This is a genomic window from Micromonospora sp. NPDC047557 (assembly GCF_043205095.1).
GTDB lineage: Bacteria > Actinomycetota > Actinomycetes > Mycobacteriales > Micromonosporaceae > Micromonospora.
Window position 1 is genome coordinate 144,317 of record NZ_JBIDDK010000016.1, and the last position, 15,449, is coordinate 159,765.

A 15,449-nucleotide genomic window follows, 5' to 3' on the forward strand; every position below is an offset into this window, starting at 1 on the left:
GCTGCCGGTCAGCCCTGCACCGGGGCGGGCTGCCCCGACGGCAGCGGCACCGGCACCGAGGCGATGGCCTGGCGCAGCACCTCCGCGGCGGTCACCCCGCGCACCTGCGCGTCCGGGGTCAGCAGCAGCCGATGCGCGAACACCGGTTCGGCGAGCGCCTTCAGGTCCTCCGGCATGATCCAGCCCCGACCGTCGATCAGCGCGTACGAGCATGCCGCCCGGGTCAACGCGATCACGCCCCGAGGGCTGACCCCGACGCGTACCTGCGGATGGGTGCGAGTGGCGGCGGCCAGCCGGACCGCGTACGCGTAGAGCGGCTCGGCGATGTGCACCCGGCGGGCCATCCGGACCATCTCCCCGACGGTCGCGGTGTCGGTGACCGGGGCGAGCGCCTCGGGGGAGCGGACCGTCGCGCCGCGCAGCACCTCGACCTCGACCGCCTCGTCCGGGTAGCCGACGGACAGCTTCACCAGGAAACGGTCGAGCTGTGCCTCGGGCAGCCGGTAGGTGCCGTCCATCTCGACCGGGTTCTGCGTGGCGACCACCAGGAACGGCGCCGGCACCGGGTGCCGGACGCCGTCCACCGTGACCGTGCGCTCCTCCATCACCTCCAGCAGCGCCGACTGGGTCTTCGGCGACGCCCGATTGATCTCGTCGGCGATCACGATGTTGGCGAACACCGGCCCCGGGTGGAACTCGAAGTCCCGGCTCGCCTGGTTGAAGATGGTCACGCCGGACACGTCCGAGGGGAGCAGGTCGGGCGTGAACTGGATGCGCCGCCACTGACCCTTCACGGTCGCGGCGATGGCCCGTGCCAGGGTCGTCTTACCGACCCCCGGCACGTCCTCCAGCAGCACGTGACCCTGGGCGAAGAGCGCGGTCAGCGCCAGCCGGACCACCTGCGGCTTGCCGAGCACCACCGCGTTGACGTTCTCGGCCAGCCGGGCGGCCAGGGCGGCGAAGCCCTGCACCTCCGGCTGGGTGAGCGGCTCGTGGGTGTTCACGGTCGGCGGTGCTCCTCGGCTGGTGGTTCAGCAGGTGGGCAGGACGTTGATGTTGTCGCCGCCCTCCAGGTTGAGCCAGGCCCAGGGAATGTAGTTCTTCCCGCTGTACTCGACCTGCACCCACCAGGTGCTGCGCTTGTCGTTGTTGTAGATGTAGGCGTAGACCTCTTCGCCCGACTTCTTGCAGTACGCCTTCAGTCGGGTGCCGTTAGCCACCCAGCCTGCCTGGCGGTCGTTGTCCTGCCGCGTGACCTCGAAGATTTCGTTGCCGTTGCGTTCGCCGGGGATCTCCCGCGTGCAGTAGCTCGCCTCCGGGCCGGACGCGCCGTTGCGGCACGTCGCGATCCCGTACAGCGGCTCGGTGCTCTCAGCCTTCTGGTCGGTGCCCTTGCCGGCGGCGTTGCTGGCGGTGACCGTGAACGTGTACGCCGTGCCCGGCGTCAGCCCCGTCATCGTGATGCTGGAGCACGCCCCGGCCTTCGCCGGCTCACCCGACGTGCTGAGCGAGCAGGTGGCCCTGCCGCCGCCCGCGTCCACGGTGAACGTGACGGTCGCCGACGTGGCCGTCGCCGACGAGCCGGTGACGGTGACCCGGGGCGCGGCGACCGTACGGGCCGTGGCGGTGGCCTCCGGACCGGGCCCGGCCTCGTTGACCGCCTTCACCTTCACGGTGACGTTCTGGCCGTTGCCCAGCCCGGTGACGGTGGTGCGGGTCTCGGTCACCTCGCTCGTCTTGCCACCGACATCCACGAGGTACTTCGTCACCGCACGGCCGTTCGCCTCGGCCGGCGACCACTGCACGGTGACCGCGCCGGGCTGGTCGGCGACCGTCCCGGCCTGCAGGTCGAGCGGTCGGCCCGGCGCCGCGAACGGCACCACCGTGTTGCTCACCGGCGACGCGGCCGAGCCGGCGCCCTTGTCGTTGACGGCCACGACGGTGAACGCGTACTGGGTGCCGAACTCCAGTTCACCGGCCGGCACCACCAGCTCCGTCTTCGTCGACTCGCCGGCCGGCGCGTTCGTCCCCGCCGACGTGGCCGTCACCGCGTACTTGGCGATCTTGTTGCCCTGCCCGTTCGCGGCCGGCCACTTCACCACCACGGTGCCGTCCGGTCGCTCCTGCGCCGTGACGCTGGCCGGTGGATCGGGCACCGCGGCGGTCGGGGTGACCGGGTTGCTGCTGCGCGCGGGGCCGTCACCCTTGGCGTTCACGGCGTGCACCGCGAAACGGTACGTCTCGCCGTTGGTCAGCCCCTTGACCTCCACCGAACGCTGGTTGGCGCCCACCTCCAGGCGTTGACCGGCGCCCTGCACGACGTACTTGATGATCTCGGCGCCGTTCGCGGCGGCCGGCCGCCAACTCACCCGAGCCTGGGCGTTGCCGGCGGCGGCGGTGACGCTGCGCGGCGCGCTCGGCTTGCCCACCCGGGGCTTCTTCGGCGGGGGCGGCGGCGGGGGCGCCGGCGGCGGGTCACCGCCCAGCACGTCGTTGGCGTACTTGTCGACCTCGCGCACCTGGTGCTTGTCGTCCACCACCCGGGCCGTCGCCGAGTCGGGCGAGTTGATGAAGAGGTGGTTCTCCCGCACCTCCATCTCCAGTGGCCCGTTCGCCCTGCCCTTGATGGTGTCGACCAACTGGCCGCCCGCGTCGAACGAGTAGATGGTGCCGGTCGCCTCGTCGGCGCAGTAGAAGCGGTCGGCCCAGGCCACCGCCGGGCTCAGCTGGTCGCCGCTGCCCGGCACCGTGAACGCCCGCTCCTCACCGACGTCACCCACGACCAACACCCGCCGCTCGGCCGGCACCGTCACCGGCACCCGCGGCCCGGAGGTGCGGGTCGGCATCGCCGCCGGGCCGGGCAGTGTCAACGGCGCCGAACGGACCTCACCCCGCTGCACCCGCACCAGCCGTGCGGCCGTGCGGTCGAGCACCGCCACCCCGTCGTCCAGGGTGGAAACCACCAACTCGTGGCTGGCGTCAGCCACGTCGTACGTCTCGACCCGCTCGGGGCTGAGCCCGCCACCGGCCGGCGCGGCCGAGGCCGGCGCGGACGGCAGCTTCGCGGCGGTGATCGCCGAGACGGTGCCCTCGCTGGGCACCGCGATCCAGAGTCTGCCCTCGCCGTCGAACGTGCCGCCGGTGATGCCCGGGGGATAGCGCACCGGCTCGCCGACCGGGCTCAACGACCGCGGGTCGAGCTGCCGCACGATGCCCTGCACGGCGTCGACGACGAACGCCGCGTCCTCGTGCAGGGCGACGCTCACACCCAGCCCCGGGGTGGTCGGCGTGGTCGCGGTGAGCTGCAGGGTGGCCAGGTCCAGCGAGCTGATCTGCCCGGTCTGCAGATCACGCAGGATCAGCAGCCGATCGGTCTGGGCGACCTGCATCGGGTGTCGGCGGGCACCGGGAACCTCGGTGCGGGTGTCCACCCGGGCGGTGACCCCGTTGACCCGGGCCAGCTCGCTGCGCACCGCGCTCCACAGCCAGGAACTCGCGTCGTAGTTGGCCACCGCGTTGTCCGCCGCCCCCAGCCCCAGGACGGTCAGCCCCATGGCGGCCAGCAGCGCGGTGACCGTGCCGACCGTCACCAGCCCGCCGCGCAGTCGGGACCGGGAACGGGGGGCGTCGGTCCGCTCGGCGTCGTCGATGCTGGCCACAGCCGGCTGCCTTCCCTGAGTCGTGGCAGGTGGCGTACGCCTCGCGGCGACCCCTCCCCTGAGCCGGGTGCCATCATATGGCCCGGCCGGGAACGGGGAAACCCGCACCGTCACCCCTGTGGATACCGAGCGTGCGCAGTGGACGCCCAGCTCAGCTCGACGATCGCGAACCCGACCGTGTCGACTCGGCGGTGTGGACCGCTCGCGATCAGCTTGGCGGCGTGGACCGTTCGCGGTTGGTGCAGACCTGGCTTGAGGTGGCGAAGCTGTCCGTGGAGTAGACCGCGAGCACCGTGAAGCAGTAGTCCACCCGGGAGCTGAGCCCGTTGACGGTGTGGCTGGTGCGCCCCGGTTCCACGGTGGCCATCACCCCGAGCGCCAGACCGGCCCGTCCGCCGGCGACCATGAACGGCACCGCCCCTCCGGACGGGTCCGTCCAGGTCAGGGTGATCGTGACGACGTCGTCGCGCAGCTTCAGGTCACCGGGAGGGGGGCCGGTCACCGCCGGCGCCGCCGTCACCGCGCCCCCGGGCGGCGGCGGCGCGTCGTCGCGGTTCAACACCACCGCACCCAGGCCGGCGACCGCGACCAGGGCAACCCCGGCCGCCACCGCCGCACCGATCAGCGTCGCCCGGCTGCGGCCCGTCGAAACACCCTCATCGGCGTACGCGGCCGAGTAGGTGTCCTGCTGGTACCGCTGCCCCGGGTACACCTCGTGGCTCTGCTGATAGGGCTGCCCCGGGTACTGCTGACCGGACGGGTACTGCGCGGCGGGCGGGTGCATGAGGGTGGCGGGCGGCCGGTAGGTCGCGGGCGTCAGGGGCACCGCCGTCGTGTCCCGCGGCGGGGCCGGCGCCGGCCCGACGGCTGGGAACACCTCCGTCGACGCGGCCGCGAACCCCGACGGCTCGCCCTGCACGGTCGACATCGTCGGGCTCGCGACCGGCATGCTCTCGCCGCCCGCTGTGGACTCGCCGCCCACGGTGGCCGCGCTGCTCGGTGTGGTCGCGCTGCTCGGGGTGGCCTCGCCGTCCGGCGTGGTCTCTGCGGTGTCCGTCCGGGACGGGTCCTTGGGGTCGCCGCCAGCCGTGGGCAGCGGATGCGGGGGCGCGCTGCTGCTCCAGGGCGGGGCGGTCAGTCCCCAGGGCGGCGCGCTCACCGGCGGCGCAGAGATGGGCTGGCTGTAGCCGGGCGGTCCGGATACCGGATAGGGGTGGGCGGGTGGTCCGGACACCGGGAACGGCTGCGCTGGTGGTCCCGACACGGGGTGCGTCTGGAAGGGCGGCGCGGAGACGGGTGGTCCATAGCCGGGCGGACCGTAGCCGGGCGGTCCGGACACCGGCTGGGTGTGGGCCGCCGGTGGACCGGAGGCGGGGTGGGACCGGTCGGGCGGTCCGGAGACGGGTTGGCCGTGGTCGGGCGGAGCCGATACCGGATGGGAAGGGCCCACGGCCGGTGCGGAGGCTGGGCCGACGTGCGCGGGCGGTGCGGAGACCGGCTGCGGCGCGGCGGGCGTCGGGCCGACCGCGTGGTGCAGGGATGGCCCGCTCACCGGGCGGGAGTCCCCCGCGCCTGGAGTCGTCGGGATCGCACCGGAGTGCCCCGGCCCGTCCGTCGTACGGGTCGATCCGCTCGGCCCGGTCGCTGCGATCCGGGCGGCCTCCTCGGCCAGCAGGGGCTCGATCTGCCGTACCTGAATGGTCGGGTCGGCCCACCGCGGAGCCGGCGGTGGGGGTGCCGACGGCGTGGCGGAGGGCTGCGCGGCGGCTGTCCGGGCCGCGGTCGCGGGGTGGGCCGGCGGGTGAGCCGGAGCCGCGGCCGACGGCGCGGAGGGCGGCGTCTCGACGACCGGGTGGATCGGCTGATCACTCGTGCGCTGACGCGGCGGTGCGGGTGGTGGCTGCTGCCGGACGTACGGCGTCGGCCGGCCGACCGCCCGAGACGGCGGCGCGACCGGTGGCCGGGGCGACGCCGCCGGCTGCTGCTCGGCCCGCTGGCGCGGCGGCACCGGGTGGGTGGGGCTGGCTGGCGTCGGCGACATGGGGGACGCAGGCGGCATCGGACGGGCGGGGCTCGCTGGCGTCGGCGACATGGGGGACGCGGCCGGTGCCGGATGGGCGGGGGTCGGGGGAGGCGGTGGGGCCCAGGGCGAGGCGGGAGCCGGACGTTCGCCTGCCGCCGGGCGCATCGCGGCCAGGGTCGCCAGGGACAGCGTCGGGCCGGTCAACGCCGATCGGGCGCCAGAGTCCGTCGTCGTGGCAGCGGCGGCGGACGTCGGCGGCCCGACGTCCGGCCGGTTCGGGCCAGGGTTGGGCTCGCCGAGGTAGTCGCGGGCGGCGCGTACCGCCGGGTGGTGCTCACCGAGCACGGCGGGCCCGGCGCTGGCGACGCGCGTGTAGTTGCGGCGGGCCTCGTGCCTGTTGCCCAACTCCTCGGCGACCTCGGCCAGTTCGAAGGCGAGCGCGAGCATCGTCGGCTCGGAGTGGTCCCAGCGCCGCTCGCCCGCCGCGAAGGCCTCCTCCAGCACCCGGCGGGCGGCAAGTGGGTCGCCCGCCTCGCGGTGCAGGCGGGCCAGCAGGTGCGCGGTGTGCAGCGTCTCGGGATGGTCCTCGCCGTACGGCGGACGGGCGGACCCGACAGCGTCCGCGAGCAGCTGCCGGGCAGTGCCGAGGTCGCCCTCGGTGCGCAGTGCGAGGGCCCGTTGCTGGATGGCGGCCAGAGGAGAGGGATGGGACACAGGGCAATGCTGCCCGTCACCGGGCCGCCGACGCTACCCGGGCTCACGCCCGATCCCACTTCGGTGACCTCGCGTGACGGGTGTGAGCAGGGGCGGAAGGGCGACCCGGCAGGGACCAGCGGGCGATGTGCATGATCCACGAGTGCCGTGTACAGTAACTCCCCGTGCGGCTCGCCGTGCCGACCTCGGATGGAAAGATCATCTGGGCGGCGAGGTAGGCTGAACGAGCAGGTCCGGGTGGCGGAATGGCAGACGCGCTAGCTTGAGGTGCTAGTGCCCGTATAGGGCGTGGGGGTTCAAGTCCCCCCTCGGACACAGATTTGAAGCATCCCTGCTGTACTTGACGTACTGGTGGTCAAGCTCGCTTGACCACGCGGATCGCATTTTCGCGACAGTCCCGACGGATGCGACGCTCGGCGGTGGTGATCGCCGTGGTTGAAGTGACCGTGGCTCCGCTCATCCCGCCGTTGATGCCTCCCGAGCAGGGCGAGGGGAATGGTCGGCGGCCAGGCGTGCTGCGGCGTCCTCCATTGCCCTTACCCGACCTCCCCATACCCCGGGCAGGCTCGTCGGTCTACGGCCTGGCTGCTATCGATGTCAGTGGTCGGATCGCTGATCGTATGATCGTCCGCGCTCTCGGATGGGGCGGCGGTACCCGTCTTCATATTTACGAGAGCGCCGGGCTCATCGTCGTCCGTCTGGACCCGCAGGGCGTCTTCACCCTGACGGGTCAAGGTCATCTACATCTGCCGGCAGCCGTTCGAAAATGGTGCGGCCTCAAGCCGGGCGACCGATTGTTGCTGGCGGCAGACCCCGATGGTGGCGTGCTTGTCGTGCATCCACCCGCAGCCTTGGACGCGGTGGTCGCTCAGATACACGCTGCTGCTCTCGGCGGTGAACAGCATGAGTGACACGGCGAGCCAGGCCGAACTGGATGCCGCTCGGTTGTTGCTCGCGAGGATGGGCATCTCGCCCGCTGACCTCATTGAGGCGGCGACAAAACGTCCGCAGGCCCCGACGTTCGCAGATTGCGTACCAATCGTGTCGGCGGCGGTCAGCGATGGAACCCGGCGCGCCTACGGATCGTATTGCAAGCGGATCTTGGAACAGTGGGGGCAGAGGCGACTCAATGAACCCACCCCGTCGGAGATCGAGCAGCTGGCGGAGCACGTCAAGACGCACGTGGTCGCTCGACGAAACGCACGAGGTGGCCGCAGCGCGGCAGAGCACCTGATCGCCGCGCTACGGTGCCTTTACCGGCGGGCGGTCGCTGACGGACACATCGCTGCGGCGGATAACCCCGCTCTCAAGGTAGCCAAGCCACGGCGCCTGCCCAGTACGAGGCGAGCAGTGGCCGACACACGGTTGGCAGAGATTAATGCAGTCGCCGCGAGTACAGGGGATGATCCGGCATTGGACAGCCTCCTGCTCCGCCTACACACCGAGACGGCATGTCGCCGGGGTGGCGCGTTGGCACTTCGGCCGGTCGACCTGGACCCGGAACAGTGCCTAATCCTCCTGCGGGAGAAGGGCGACACGGTGCGGTGGCAGCCGGTGTCGCCAACCCTCATGAGGCACTTGCAGTCGCATGCCGAGGAGCGGCATGCGACGGGGGCAGGTCAGTTGCTGCGGTATCGCAACGGGCAGCCCATCACGTACCGCCGCTACGACCACCTGTGGGTGCGGATCGGCGAGCATCTTCCGTGGGTGTATGTCCAGCAGATCAGTACGCACTGGCTGCGACACACGACCCTGACGTGGGTTGAGCGGAACTTTGGCTACGCAGTGGCCCGCGAGTACGCGGGCCATTCCGGCGGCGGCAGTGACGCCGGCACCACCACCACGTACGTTCGCGCGAGCCTCCACGAGGTTGCCGTCGCCTTGGCGGCTCTCACCGGCGAGCCTCATCCTCTAGCCTGAAGCGAGCAGGCGGGTACGCCCGGCCGACTGTGCCAGGCGTACCCGCGCTCAGGCTTGAACCGATACAGCAGATGCCAGACCACGAGGTGGGCTGGTGGAGCCGGTCCCGTTCGTTGAAAACTCGACACAGTGAATTTGCCACCAGATCTGGGAACCTTCGGTGGGCGGTGGAGGAGCGTGGGGTTCCGCGGCGGCGAAACGGGCTCACGCGGCGATATCAAACAGCGATCGATCTACCCGCCTCTTGCCGTGCTGGCATTTGCGCAGCTCATCAAGGGCAGCACCGGCCGGACTCGGCCGGTCTCCGTTGCGACTCGATGTAAACCTGGTCGCCGGCGCACGCGCTCGACAGGCAACACCGGCCGGACTCGGCCGGTCTCCATTGCGACAATGCCCACGTGCCCCGCTCGTACGTCGGCGCGCCGGCAGCACCGGCCGTACTCGGCCGCTCCATTGCGACATTGCGAGGTCCTTGGCCTCACGCGAGCCGTCAGTCTGGCAGCACCGGCCGTACTCGGGCGGTCTCCATTGCGACCACACCTCCTGGGTGGTGGCCAGGTCGCCGGTGTTCGCAGCACCGGTCGTAAGCAGCCGGTCTCCATTGCGAAAGACTTCGTCGACGATGAGGTGGGCGACGACGGCCCGCAGACGTTCACCCAGGATGGGGCGCAGTTGGTCGCTGGCGAACGCGGTCAAGACGGTGCGAACGTCGTCGTGGGTGCAGACGCCGCCACTGATCTCTTTGGTGAACGGCTCGTTGTCGATGTGGCTCCGCGGTCTCGGGCTGAAGACGGAGGAGACCACGATGTCGCGGCCGGACAGGGCCAGGACCGGTTGGTAGCGGGCGAAGTTGTGGGCGTAGGTGTTGTCCCAGGCGTCCCTGACTGTCAGGTCCGTGTGCCCGCCCGGCCAGCGCAGGTGGCCTGCACGTAGTAGGAACGTGAGGAGTTTCTGCAGGAACGTGTCGATCGTGACGACCCGGTGCGGGCCGCGCAGCGGGTCGACTCCCCAGGTTCTGACGATAGGGCGACGCAGTTCCGCGGTTGCGGCGCGGGTGAAGCTGAGCGCGACCGTGGCTCGCGGCTCGCCAGGATCGCGGTAGCGCAGGTACCCGAACCGTTCGGCGGCGACGGTGGTCTTGCCAGATCCGGGGGCAGCCTCGATGAACACGCCGGGCTCGACCGCGGCGGCGGCACGCAATTGCTCGCCCGTCAGTCCGGCAGGCTTCACGGTCTGGGCTGGCATGTCTCGGTGTCCTGTTCTGATCAGGGGGCGGCTGGCGTGGTGGGCACACCGAAGCTGAGTGCGTCGAAGCCCGGGTGGGCAATCTCGGCTTCCGGGTCGTACAGGAAGTCGAACAGCTCTCTGAGGTGGTCGGGTACATGTACGGAGGCCGCGTCGGCATAGATGTGGTCCTGGAGCAGTTCGGCCAGGTGCAGGGAGAACTGCGCCTTCTTCGGCTTGCCGGGGCCGGCCGGGGTTCCGTCGGTCTTGGCGCCGGCGAACAGCGCCGTGATGGTCGCGACATCGACCGGATCGGGTGCGGTCAGGCCGGTGCGTTCGAGTGCGGTGGTAAAGAGGGCTTCGTTGCCGGTGACCAGGGACGGTTCCAGGGTGGGGTGGCTGATGATGTACCGGAACGTGTCCGGGTGGTACTTGTTGGTCCAGGCGGGTTTCGTCGGGGTGAGCGCGACGGGTTTGTCGCTGTCGACGAGGACCACTACCCGGGCAGCGAGTTCGTAGCTGGGGGTGGCGAGCAGGTTCGCGGGAAACTCGCCGACCTTCCAGCCCATCACGGTGATGGTCAGCGCGCTGACGAACGCCGCAAATGCTCGCCGATGCGCTGTTCGACGGCCTGGATCAGGTCGGTGCTGGCCAGCGCGTCGAGTAGCCTGGCGGCTTTCGCCCGTAGGTTGGTCAGGTCGCGGCGGCCAGTAAGCCGCTGCTGCTGGGCACGTAACAACTCGACGAGCACTCGGGCTTCGCGGCGGGCCAGGTCGTCGACCGGGTTGCGAGTGGCCGGCAGATAGATCAGCCGGACTCGGTCGCGGAAGTCGTGGAAGTCCGTGCGAGCCGCGACGCTGCCGAGGCTGCGTGGCAGTTCCGTCGTCCATGACGCGGCGACAGCGGTGCTTCTGGTTCCCGCAGCTTCCTGCAGCTCACGGCCGAGAGGGCCCTCGTCGTCCGGGTCCGGGCCGTAGGAGTAGTCGACGGTGATGCTGGGCGGGCCGTCGCCCAGGGTGGCCGACGACGGCGGAGCCTACGACGAGAAACGCAGCCGGTGGGTGAGATACAACGCGTCGCAGACGGTAGACTTTCCAGCGTTGTTCGCGCCGATCAGCACACTGAACCGGCCGGTTATCTCGCACTCGATGAGGTCCTCGGCACTGGCGCGAAACCCATGGACAGTGATCTTGCTCAGGTGCATGCGGTTGTCTCCATCGAAACAGCGATACGTTGGATCACTCAGTCTCCCGGTTTGCAGCACCACCCCGTCGCGGACGCACGCGGACCGAAGGGTCGTTGCCCATCACCTCTATGCGCCGAGGCCACGCGGCCACGGCTACTACAGCTGCGCCAGCAGGAGCAATGCTTGGAACCTGTGGATCGGCTCGGTGAGGGCGTACCCTCCCGAGTGATCAAGCCAAGGTCACCGAGTATGCCGACGCGCCAACGTCGGCTGGGAGGGCACGCCCATGCTTACCGTAGTGGACGCCGGCGGGACGACGCCGAACGGCGCGTTGATCGACGAGATCGTCCGGGAGGGCGCGCGGCGGATGCTCGCCGCCGCGCTGGAGGCGGAGGTCAACACCTACCTCGCGCAGCTCGCCGACCAGCGCGACGATAACGGCCGACGCCTGGTGGTGCGCAACGGCTACCACGCCGAAGTCTCCATGTGACCCTGGTTGATCATGGTGGGCAGGGGGGCGGCCGCCCCGGGGCGGCGGCGACGCGGCCGGGGTGCGTGAGTTCGACCTGGTCCGCCACGCCTTCGCCGAGGACGGCTTCACGATGCCCGAGGCGAAGAGCAGCGTCTGCTGGATCGACGCGGATCGCATCTTCGTCCCCACCGACTGCGGGCGCGGCTCGCTGACCTCCTCCGGCTATCCACGCCTGGCCAAGCGGTGGCGGCGCGGCAAGCCACTGTCCGAAGCCAAGGTCGTCCACGAGGGGCAGGCCGACCCTGCGCCGGGTGCTGTCACGCGACCCAGTGTGGTCGTCGGACGGCGGACGAGTGTGGCAGGCCATTGAAGAGGGTGGCCGCCATGCGCCGCACAGCCTCGCGTAGCGTGTCGGCAGGGGTCGTGTAGGGGATACGCAGGCGCTGTTCGAACATGCCTGGGTGGGCAGCAAAGTAGGTACCCCCCTCAATTCGTACCCCGTAGTCCAGCGCCTGCTCGGCCAGTGACACGGCGATGGGCGCACCCAGGTCGACCCACAGAGAAAGACCACCGGGCGGGAGGTGCCAAGTCCACTGTGGGATGTGTTCGGCCAAAGCCTCGCTCAGAGCGGCACGCTGCTTGCGCATCTGTTCGATGCGGGATGGCAACAGCTGCCCTGTTCGCGCCAGCAGATTAAGGGCCAGGAGTTGGTCCAGAACCGAGCCGCCCATGTCGGTGGCTACCCGCTGGCCGGCAAGTTCGGTCACCAACCGCGAGGGCGCGCGCAGCCAGCCGATGCGCAGGCCTGCCCAATGGGTCTTGCTCATGGAGCCGATGGTGATGACTTGTCCATTCCCGCCGGCTGTGGCGTGTGAAGCGAACGGCGGGGGGACGGGGAGGTCGAGGGCGAGGTCGGCCAGTGTCTCGTCGATGATCAGCCAGGTGCCGGAGCGGTGCGCGGCGCGCAGGATCCGGGCCCGCTCGTTATCGGGCATGAGGCAGCCGGTCGGATTGTGAAAGTCAGGGATCAAATAGGCCAGTTGGGGCGCCGCCTGACGTATGGTCGATTCGACGATCTCGATATCCCAGCCGGTATCCGTGACCGGGACCGACACGGTGTGGAGCCGGGCTCGGCGCATGGCCTCCAGAGCGTTCGGGTAGGACGGATTTTCGACCATGGCTCGGTCGCCGGGTGAGCACAAGAGTCCTAAGGTCAGCGTGAGCGCGTGCTGAGCCCCCGAGGTCACCAGAATCTGCTCCGGCGTAGTGGCGAGGCCTCGCCGGGTGAAACGCTCGGCAATGGCTGCACGCAGTTCCGGCAGGCCGTAGGGGTGGTAGCCCGGCGTGCCCGCGTGCTCGGCCAGTTGAGGGGCAACCTCGGCAAGCGCATCGATGAGGGTGTGCTCCGGCAGCCCGGGGGCGGCCCTTGCCAGGTCGATCGCAGTGTCTGCCTGCGCAAGGAGCCGAGTGATGCCGGTGGGAGTACGGCCACGTGGTAGCGCCGTCCACGTACCGGAGCCCTGACGACTGTACGCATAGCCGTTTTCGCGCAGAAGGTCATACATTGCGGTGATGGTGGACCTGCTGGTGTTCAGGGTGGCCGCCAGGTCCCGCTCGGCTGGGAGTCTGACGTGCAGCGCGATCCGCCCGTCCAGGATCAGCGCGCTGATCTCCCGGGCCAAGTAACGGTAGGCAGGCCTGGCCCCCGCCAGGTTTGGCAGCATCGCCGCTAGCTGCCGACTGCCCAGTGTCGTGTCTGCGCGGGCCGCGCTGTCCACCCGATGACGCACGTCTGCAACTTTCATGCCAATCTCCCGAGATTGGTCGTGTTATCTGAGCCAATCACGGTACAGACTTGCCGACGGCTTTTGGAACCCATCAGCACGTTGGAGGCGGCTGGGCATGGAGTGGCAGATCAGGGCTGATTACGAGCGCGCCCTTCAGCGGCGTTCAGAGGGACACGACCCGACCGTTGTGATGCACAGGAGGCGCACATCCCTGCCTCCGCTCACTTATGTCCCCGTCGCTGAGCAACCACTGAGACGCGTTCCACAACTGTTCATCGGACTCGCGCTGTACGGATTCAGCCTGTCAGCCATGGTCCGAGCCTCGCTCGGCGTCAACCCGTGGAGCGTTCTGTACGAGGGTCTGCAGAAACACACCCCCCTGAGTTTCGGCACCATCAGCGCCGTCCTCGGCGTTTTCGTACTCTTGCTCTGGATCCCCCTCAAGCAGGCGCCGAAGCTCGGCACCGTCGCCAACATCATCATCCTTGCGTTCTCGTCGGACCTCGGCCTCTCACTCATCCCCCGACACCCGGACCTCCTGGTCCGGATAGGACTGCTCGTCGGTGGCGTTCTTCTCAACGGGTTGTCAGTCGCCATCTACGTCGGCGCGCGCCTCGGACCTGGCCCCCGGGACGGCTTAATGACCGGTGCAGCCACCAAGACCGGAAAGTCCATCCGGCTTGTCCGCACGATGATGGAGATCACCGTACTCGCCGCGGGTTGGCTGCTGGGTGGGACCGTGGGCATCGGTACGGTGCTGTACGCGCTTGCGGTCGGCCCAATCACTCAGGCCCTTCTGCCCTTGTTTACCTACCGGAGTGCGGACCAGGCGTTGCGGCGACCGGCTGCCCCGGAGAAGGCGACTGCGGCTGAGTAACGCCGCGAGAGGAAAGCACACACTCCAGATCAGGCATTCACGGCCTGCGGGCAACGACATGCGCCGGTCACGCGAGCGGTCGGCCCGTCGCGCTCGTTTGAGACCACTTCGCGTAGAGCACACCGCTGTCCAACAAATCCTTCAGAAACTCTAGACGGTATGAGCAGTCCGGTTGACCGGGCCGGGGCCTCACTCGCAACCTGACGTGGATTGCCGACGAGGAGTGGGCCTTGTCGGTAGTGCCGACATTTGCGGGAGGCCCCGGTGTTCACTGAGCGTACGAGTGTTGGTCTGGACGTGCACGCGCGGTCGATCGTGGCCTGCGGTCTGGACACGGTGACTGGGCAGATGATGCGGCGGAGGCTTGTCCCGTCGGCGGAGGCGGTCCTGGTCTGGCTGCGGGAGTTGCCGGCGCCGGTGGCGGTGGCGTACGAGGCCGGCCCGACCGGGTTCGACCTGGCCCGGCAGCTGGTCGCGGCCGGGGTACGGTGCGTGGTCGCGGCGCCGTCGAAGCTGCAGCGGCCGGCGGGCGATCGGATCAAGACCGATGCACGGGATGCGTTGCTGCTGGCCCGGTTGCTGCGGATGGACGAGATCGTGCAGGTCCGGGTTCCCAGCGTCGAACAGGAGGCGGCCCGGGACCTCGTGCGGGCCCGTGAGGATGCCCGGGGTGATCTGATGCGTTGCCGGCACCGGGTGTCCAAGCTGTTGCTACGCCACGGCATCGTCTACTCCGGCGGTCATCCGTGGAACGGGGTCCACGAGACGTGGCTTCGGGGTCAGCGGTTCGACCAGCGTGGCATCCAGCTCGCGTTCGATACCGACCTGGAGGCCATGCTGCTCACCTTGGATCGCCGTGACCGCCTCGATAAGGCCATCATCGAGATGGCCGCCAACGGTGAATATGGCGCCATCGTGCGGCGGCTGGGTTGCCTGCGTGGGGTGTCCACGTTGACCGCGTTCGGGCTGGCGGTGGAGGTCGGCGACTGGCATCGGTTCACCGGGGCCACGATCGGCGCTTACCTCGGCCTGGTCCCGACCGAAGAGCGGGCCCGGTGGAAACTCGCCTCACCCGCGGCCACCGCGCGCGGGAACGCCGGCAATCACCGGCTGCATCAGCGGTGGGAGAACTTCATCGCCCGGAAGAAGAAGACCGTGATCGCCAACGTCGCCGTCGCTCGCGAGTTGGCCGGATGGTGCTGGTCCCTGGCGGTCCTCGACGACTGACCCAACGCAGCACCCATGAGCAGCCAGGCGGTGCCGGCCGGACGTGGCAGCGCGTGGAGCAGACCCGCGCCAGTACTAATAACTCCTAACTCTTTGAGCTTTGGAGTCGGCGCCAGCAGATGATGGCGCAGGCGAGGGTGAGGAAGGCTTCGTGGATGTCGTCGCGGATCTCCCAGCGGATGCGCAGGCGGCGGAACCAGTGCAGCAGAGCGATGGTCTGTTCCACGACCCAGCGTCGGGTGTCGAGTCCAGATCCGTGACCGACGCCGCGTCGGGCGATGACCGGGGTGATGCCCTTGGCTCTTAACTCACGGCGGTACTTGTCGAAGTCGTAGCCGCGGTCGGCGTAGATGCGCTGCG

General features: G+C 69.7%; 13 protein-coding genes, 1 tRNA gene and 2 pseudogenes. 7 read left to right on the plus strand and 9 right to left on the minus strand.

Going from position 1 to position 15,449, the window contains the following annotated elements; genetic code table 11:
- Positions 1 to 8: 8 nt before the first annotated feature.
- From ACGGAQ_RS28420 to ACGGAQ_RS28430, 3 genes are all read right to left on the minus strand, one after another.
- Positions 9 to 1,004, minus strand: coding sequence for a MoxR family ATPase (locus ACGGAQ_RS28420; RefSeq protein WP_354858549.1), 996 nt, complete (start codon positions 1,002 to 1,004; stop codon positions 9 to 11).
- 27 nt (positions 1,005 to 1,031) lie between these two features.
- Entirely contained in the window at positions 1,032 to 3,659 is a 2,628-nt protein-coding gene (locus ACGGAQ_RS28425) for a fibronectin type III domain-containing protein (protein WP_393054414.1), read from the minus strand.
- A 208-nt stretch (positions 3,660 to 3,867) separates the two neighbouring features.
- Complete coding sequence (locus tag ACGGAQ_RS28430) at positions 3,868 to 6,396, minus strand: tetratricopeptide repeat protein (protein ID WP_393054416.1); 2,529 nt, start codon at positions 6,394 to 6,396, stop codon at positions 3,868 to 3,870.
- A 231-nt stretch (positions 6,397 to 6,627) separates the two neighbouring features.
- On the opposite strand from ACGGAQ_RS28430, the gene ACGGAQ_RS28435 reads away from it, so the two are divergent.
- From ACGGAQ_RS28435 to ACGGAQ_RS28445, 3 genes are all read left to right on the plus strand, one after another.
- Positions 6,628 to 6,711: transfer RNA gene (locus ACGGAQ_RS28435), tRNA-Leu, on the plus strand.
- 89 nt (positions 6,712 to 6,800) lie between these two features.
- Entirely contained in the window at positions 6,801 to 7,307 is a 507-nt protein-coding gene (locus tag ACGGAQ_RS28440) for an AbrB/MazE/SpoVT family DNA-binding domain-containing protein (RefSeq protein WP_393054418.1), read from the plus strand.
- Positions 7,300 to 8,316 carry a tyrosine-type recombinase/integrase gene (locus ACGGAQ_RS28445; protein WP_393054420.1) on the plus strand — a complete coding sequence of 339 codons (1,017 nt, stop codon included), beginning with the start codon at positions 7,300 to 7,302 and terminating at the stop codon, positions 8,314 to 8,316. Before ACGGAQ_RS28440 ends, ACGGAQ_RS28445 begins: the two co-directional genes overlap by 8 nt.
- 204 nt (positions 8,317 to 8,520) lie before the next feature.
- On the opposite strand, the gene ACGGAQ_RS28450 is transcribed toward ACGGAQ_RS28445, so the two are convergent.
- The 4 genes from ACGGAQ_RS28450 to ACGGAQ_RS28465 form a co-directional block, all read right to left on the minus strand.
- Positions 8,521 to 9,561 carry a UvrD-helicase domain-containing protein gene (locus ACGGAQ_RS28450; protein ID WP_393054422.1) on the minus strand — a complete coding sequence of 347 codons (1,041 nt, stop codon included), beginning with the start codon at positions 9,559 to 9,561 and terminating at the stop codon, positions 8,521 to 8,523.
- Between the two features lie 20 nt (positions 9,562 to 9,581).
- On the minus strand, positions 9,582 to 10,109 hold the full coding sequence (locus ACGGAQ_RS28455; RefSeq protein ID WP_393054424.1) for a hypothetical protein: 528 nt from the start codon (positions 10,107 to 10,109) through the stop codon (positions 9,582 to 9,584).
- 11 nt (positions 10,110 to 10,120) lie between these two features.
- Complete coding sequence (locus tag ACGGAQ_RS28460) at positions 10,121 to 10,291, minus strand: hypothetical protein (protein WP_393054426.1); 171 nt, start codon at positions 10,289 to 10,291, stop codon at positions 10,121 to 10,123.
- 285 nt (positions 10,292 to 10,576) lie between these two features.
- The gene (locus tag ACGGAQ_RS28465; RefSeq protein ID WP_393054428.1) at positions 10,577 to 10,744 is read right to left on the minus strand and encodes an AAA family ATPase; all 168 of its coding nucleotides are present in this window, start codon (positions 10,742 to 10,744) and stop codon (positions 10,577 to 10,579) included.
- Positions 10,745 to 11,012: 268 nt separating this feature from the next.
- Between ACGGAQ_RS28465 and ACGGAQ_RS28470 the strand changes: the two are divergent.
- A pseudogene (locus ACGGAQ_RS28470) lies at positions 11,013 to 11,204 on the plus strand (IS256 family transposase); the annotation flags it as partial.
- A gap of 73 nt (positions 11,205 to 11,277) precedes the next feature.
- Positions 11,278 to 11,568, plus strand: coding sequence for a hypothetical protein (locus ACGGAQ_RS28475; protein WP_393054430.1), 291 nt, complete (start codon positions 11,278 to 11,280; stop codon positions 11,566 to 11,568).
- Here the strand turns inward: ACGGAQ_RS28475 and ACGGAQ_RS28480 are convergent.
- On the minus strand, positions 11,516 to 13,003 hold the full coding sequence (locus tag ACGGAQ_RS28480) for a PLP-dependent aminotransferase family protein (RefSeq protein ID WP_393054432.1): 1,488 nt from the start codon (positions 13,001 to 13,003) through the stop codon (positions 11,516 to 11,518). The genes ACGGAQ_RS28475 and ACGGAQ_RS28480 overlap by 53 nt on opposite strands.
- 172 nt (positions 13,004 to 13,175) lie before the next feature.
- Between ACGGAQ_RS28480 and ACGGAQ_RS28485 the strand changes: the two genes are divergently transcribed.
- Together ACGGAQ_RS28485 and ACGGAQ_RS28490 are read left to right on the plus strand one after the other, a co-directional pair.
- Entirely contained in the window at positions 13,176 to 13,862 is a 687-nt protein-coding gene (locus ACGGAQ_RS28485; protein WP_393054460.1) for a YitT family protein, read from the plus strand.
- A 264-nt stretch (positions 13,863 to 14,126) separates the two neighbouring features.
- A complete protein-coding gene (locus ACGGAQ_RS28490; RefSeq protein WP_393054434.1) occupies positions 14,127 to 15,089 on the plus strand; it encodes an IS110 family transposase in 963 nt (320 codons plus the stop codon).
- Between the two features lie 85 nt (positions 15,090 to 15,174).
- On the opposite strand, the pseudogene ACGGAQ_RS28495 reads toward ACGGAQ_RS28490, so the two are convergent.
- Positions 15,175 to 15,449: pseudogene (locus ACGGAQ_RS28495) on the minus strand (IS5/IS1182 family transposase); the annotation flags it as partial.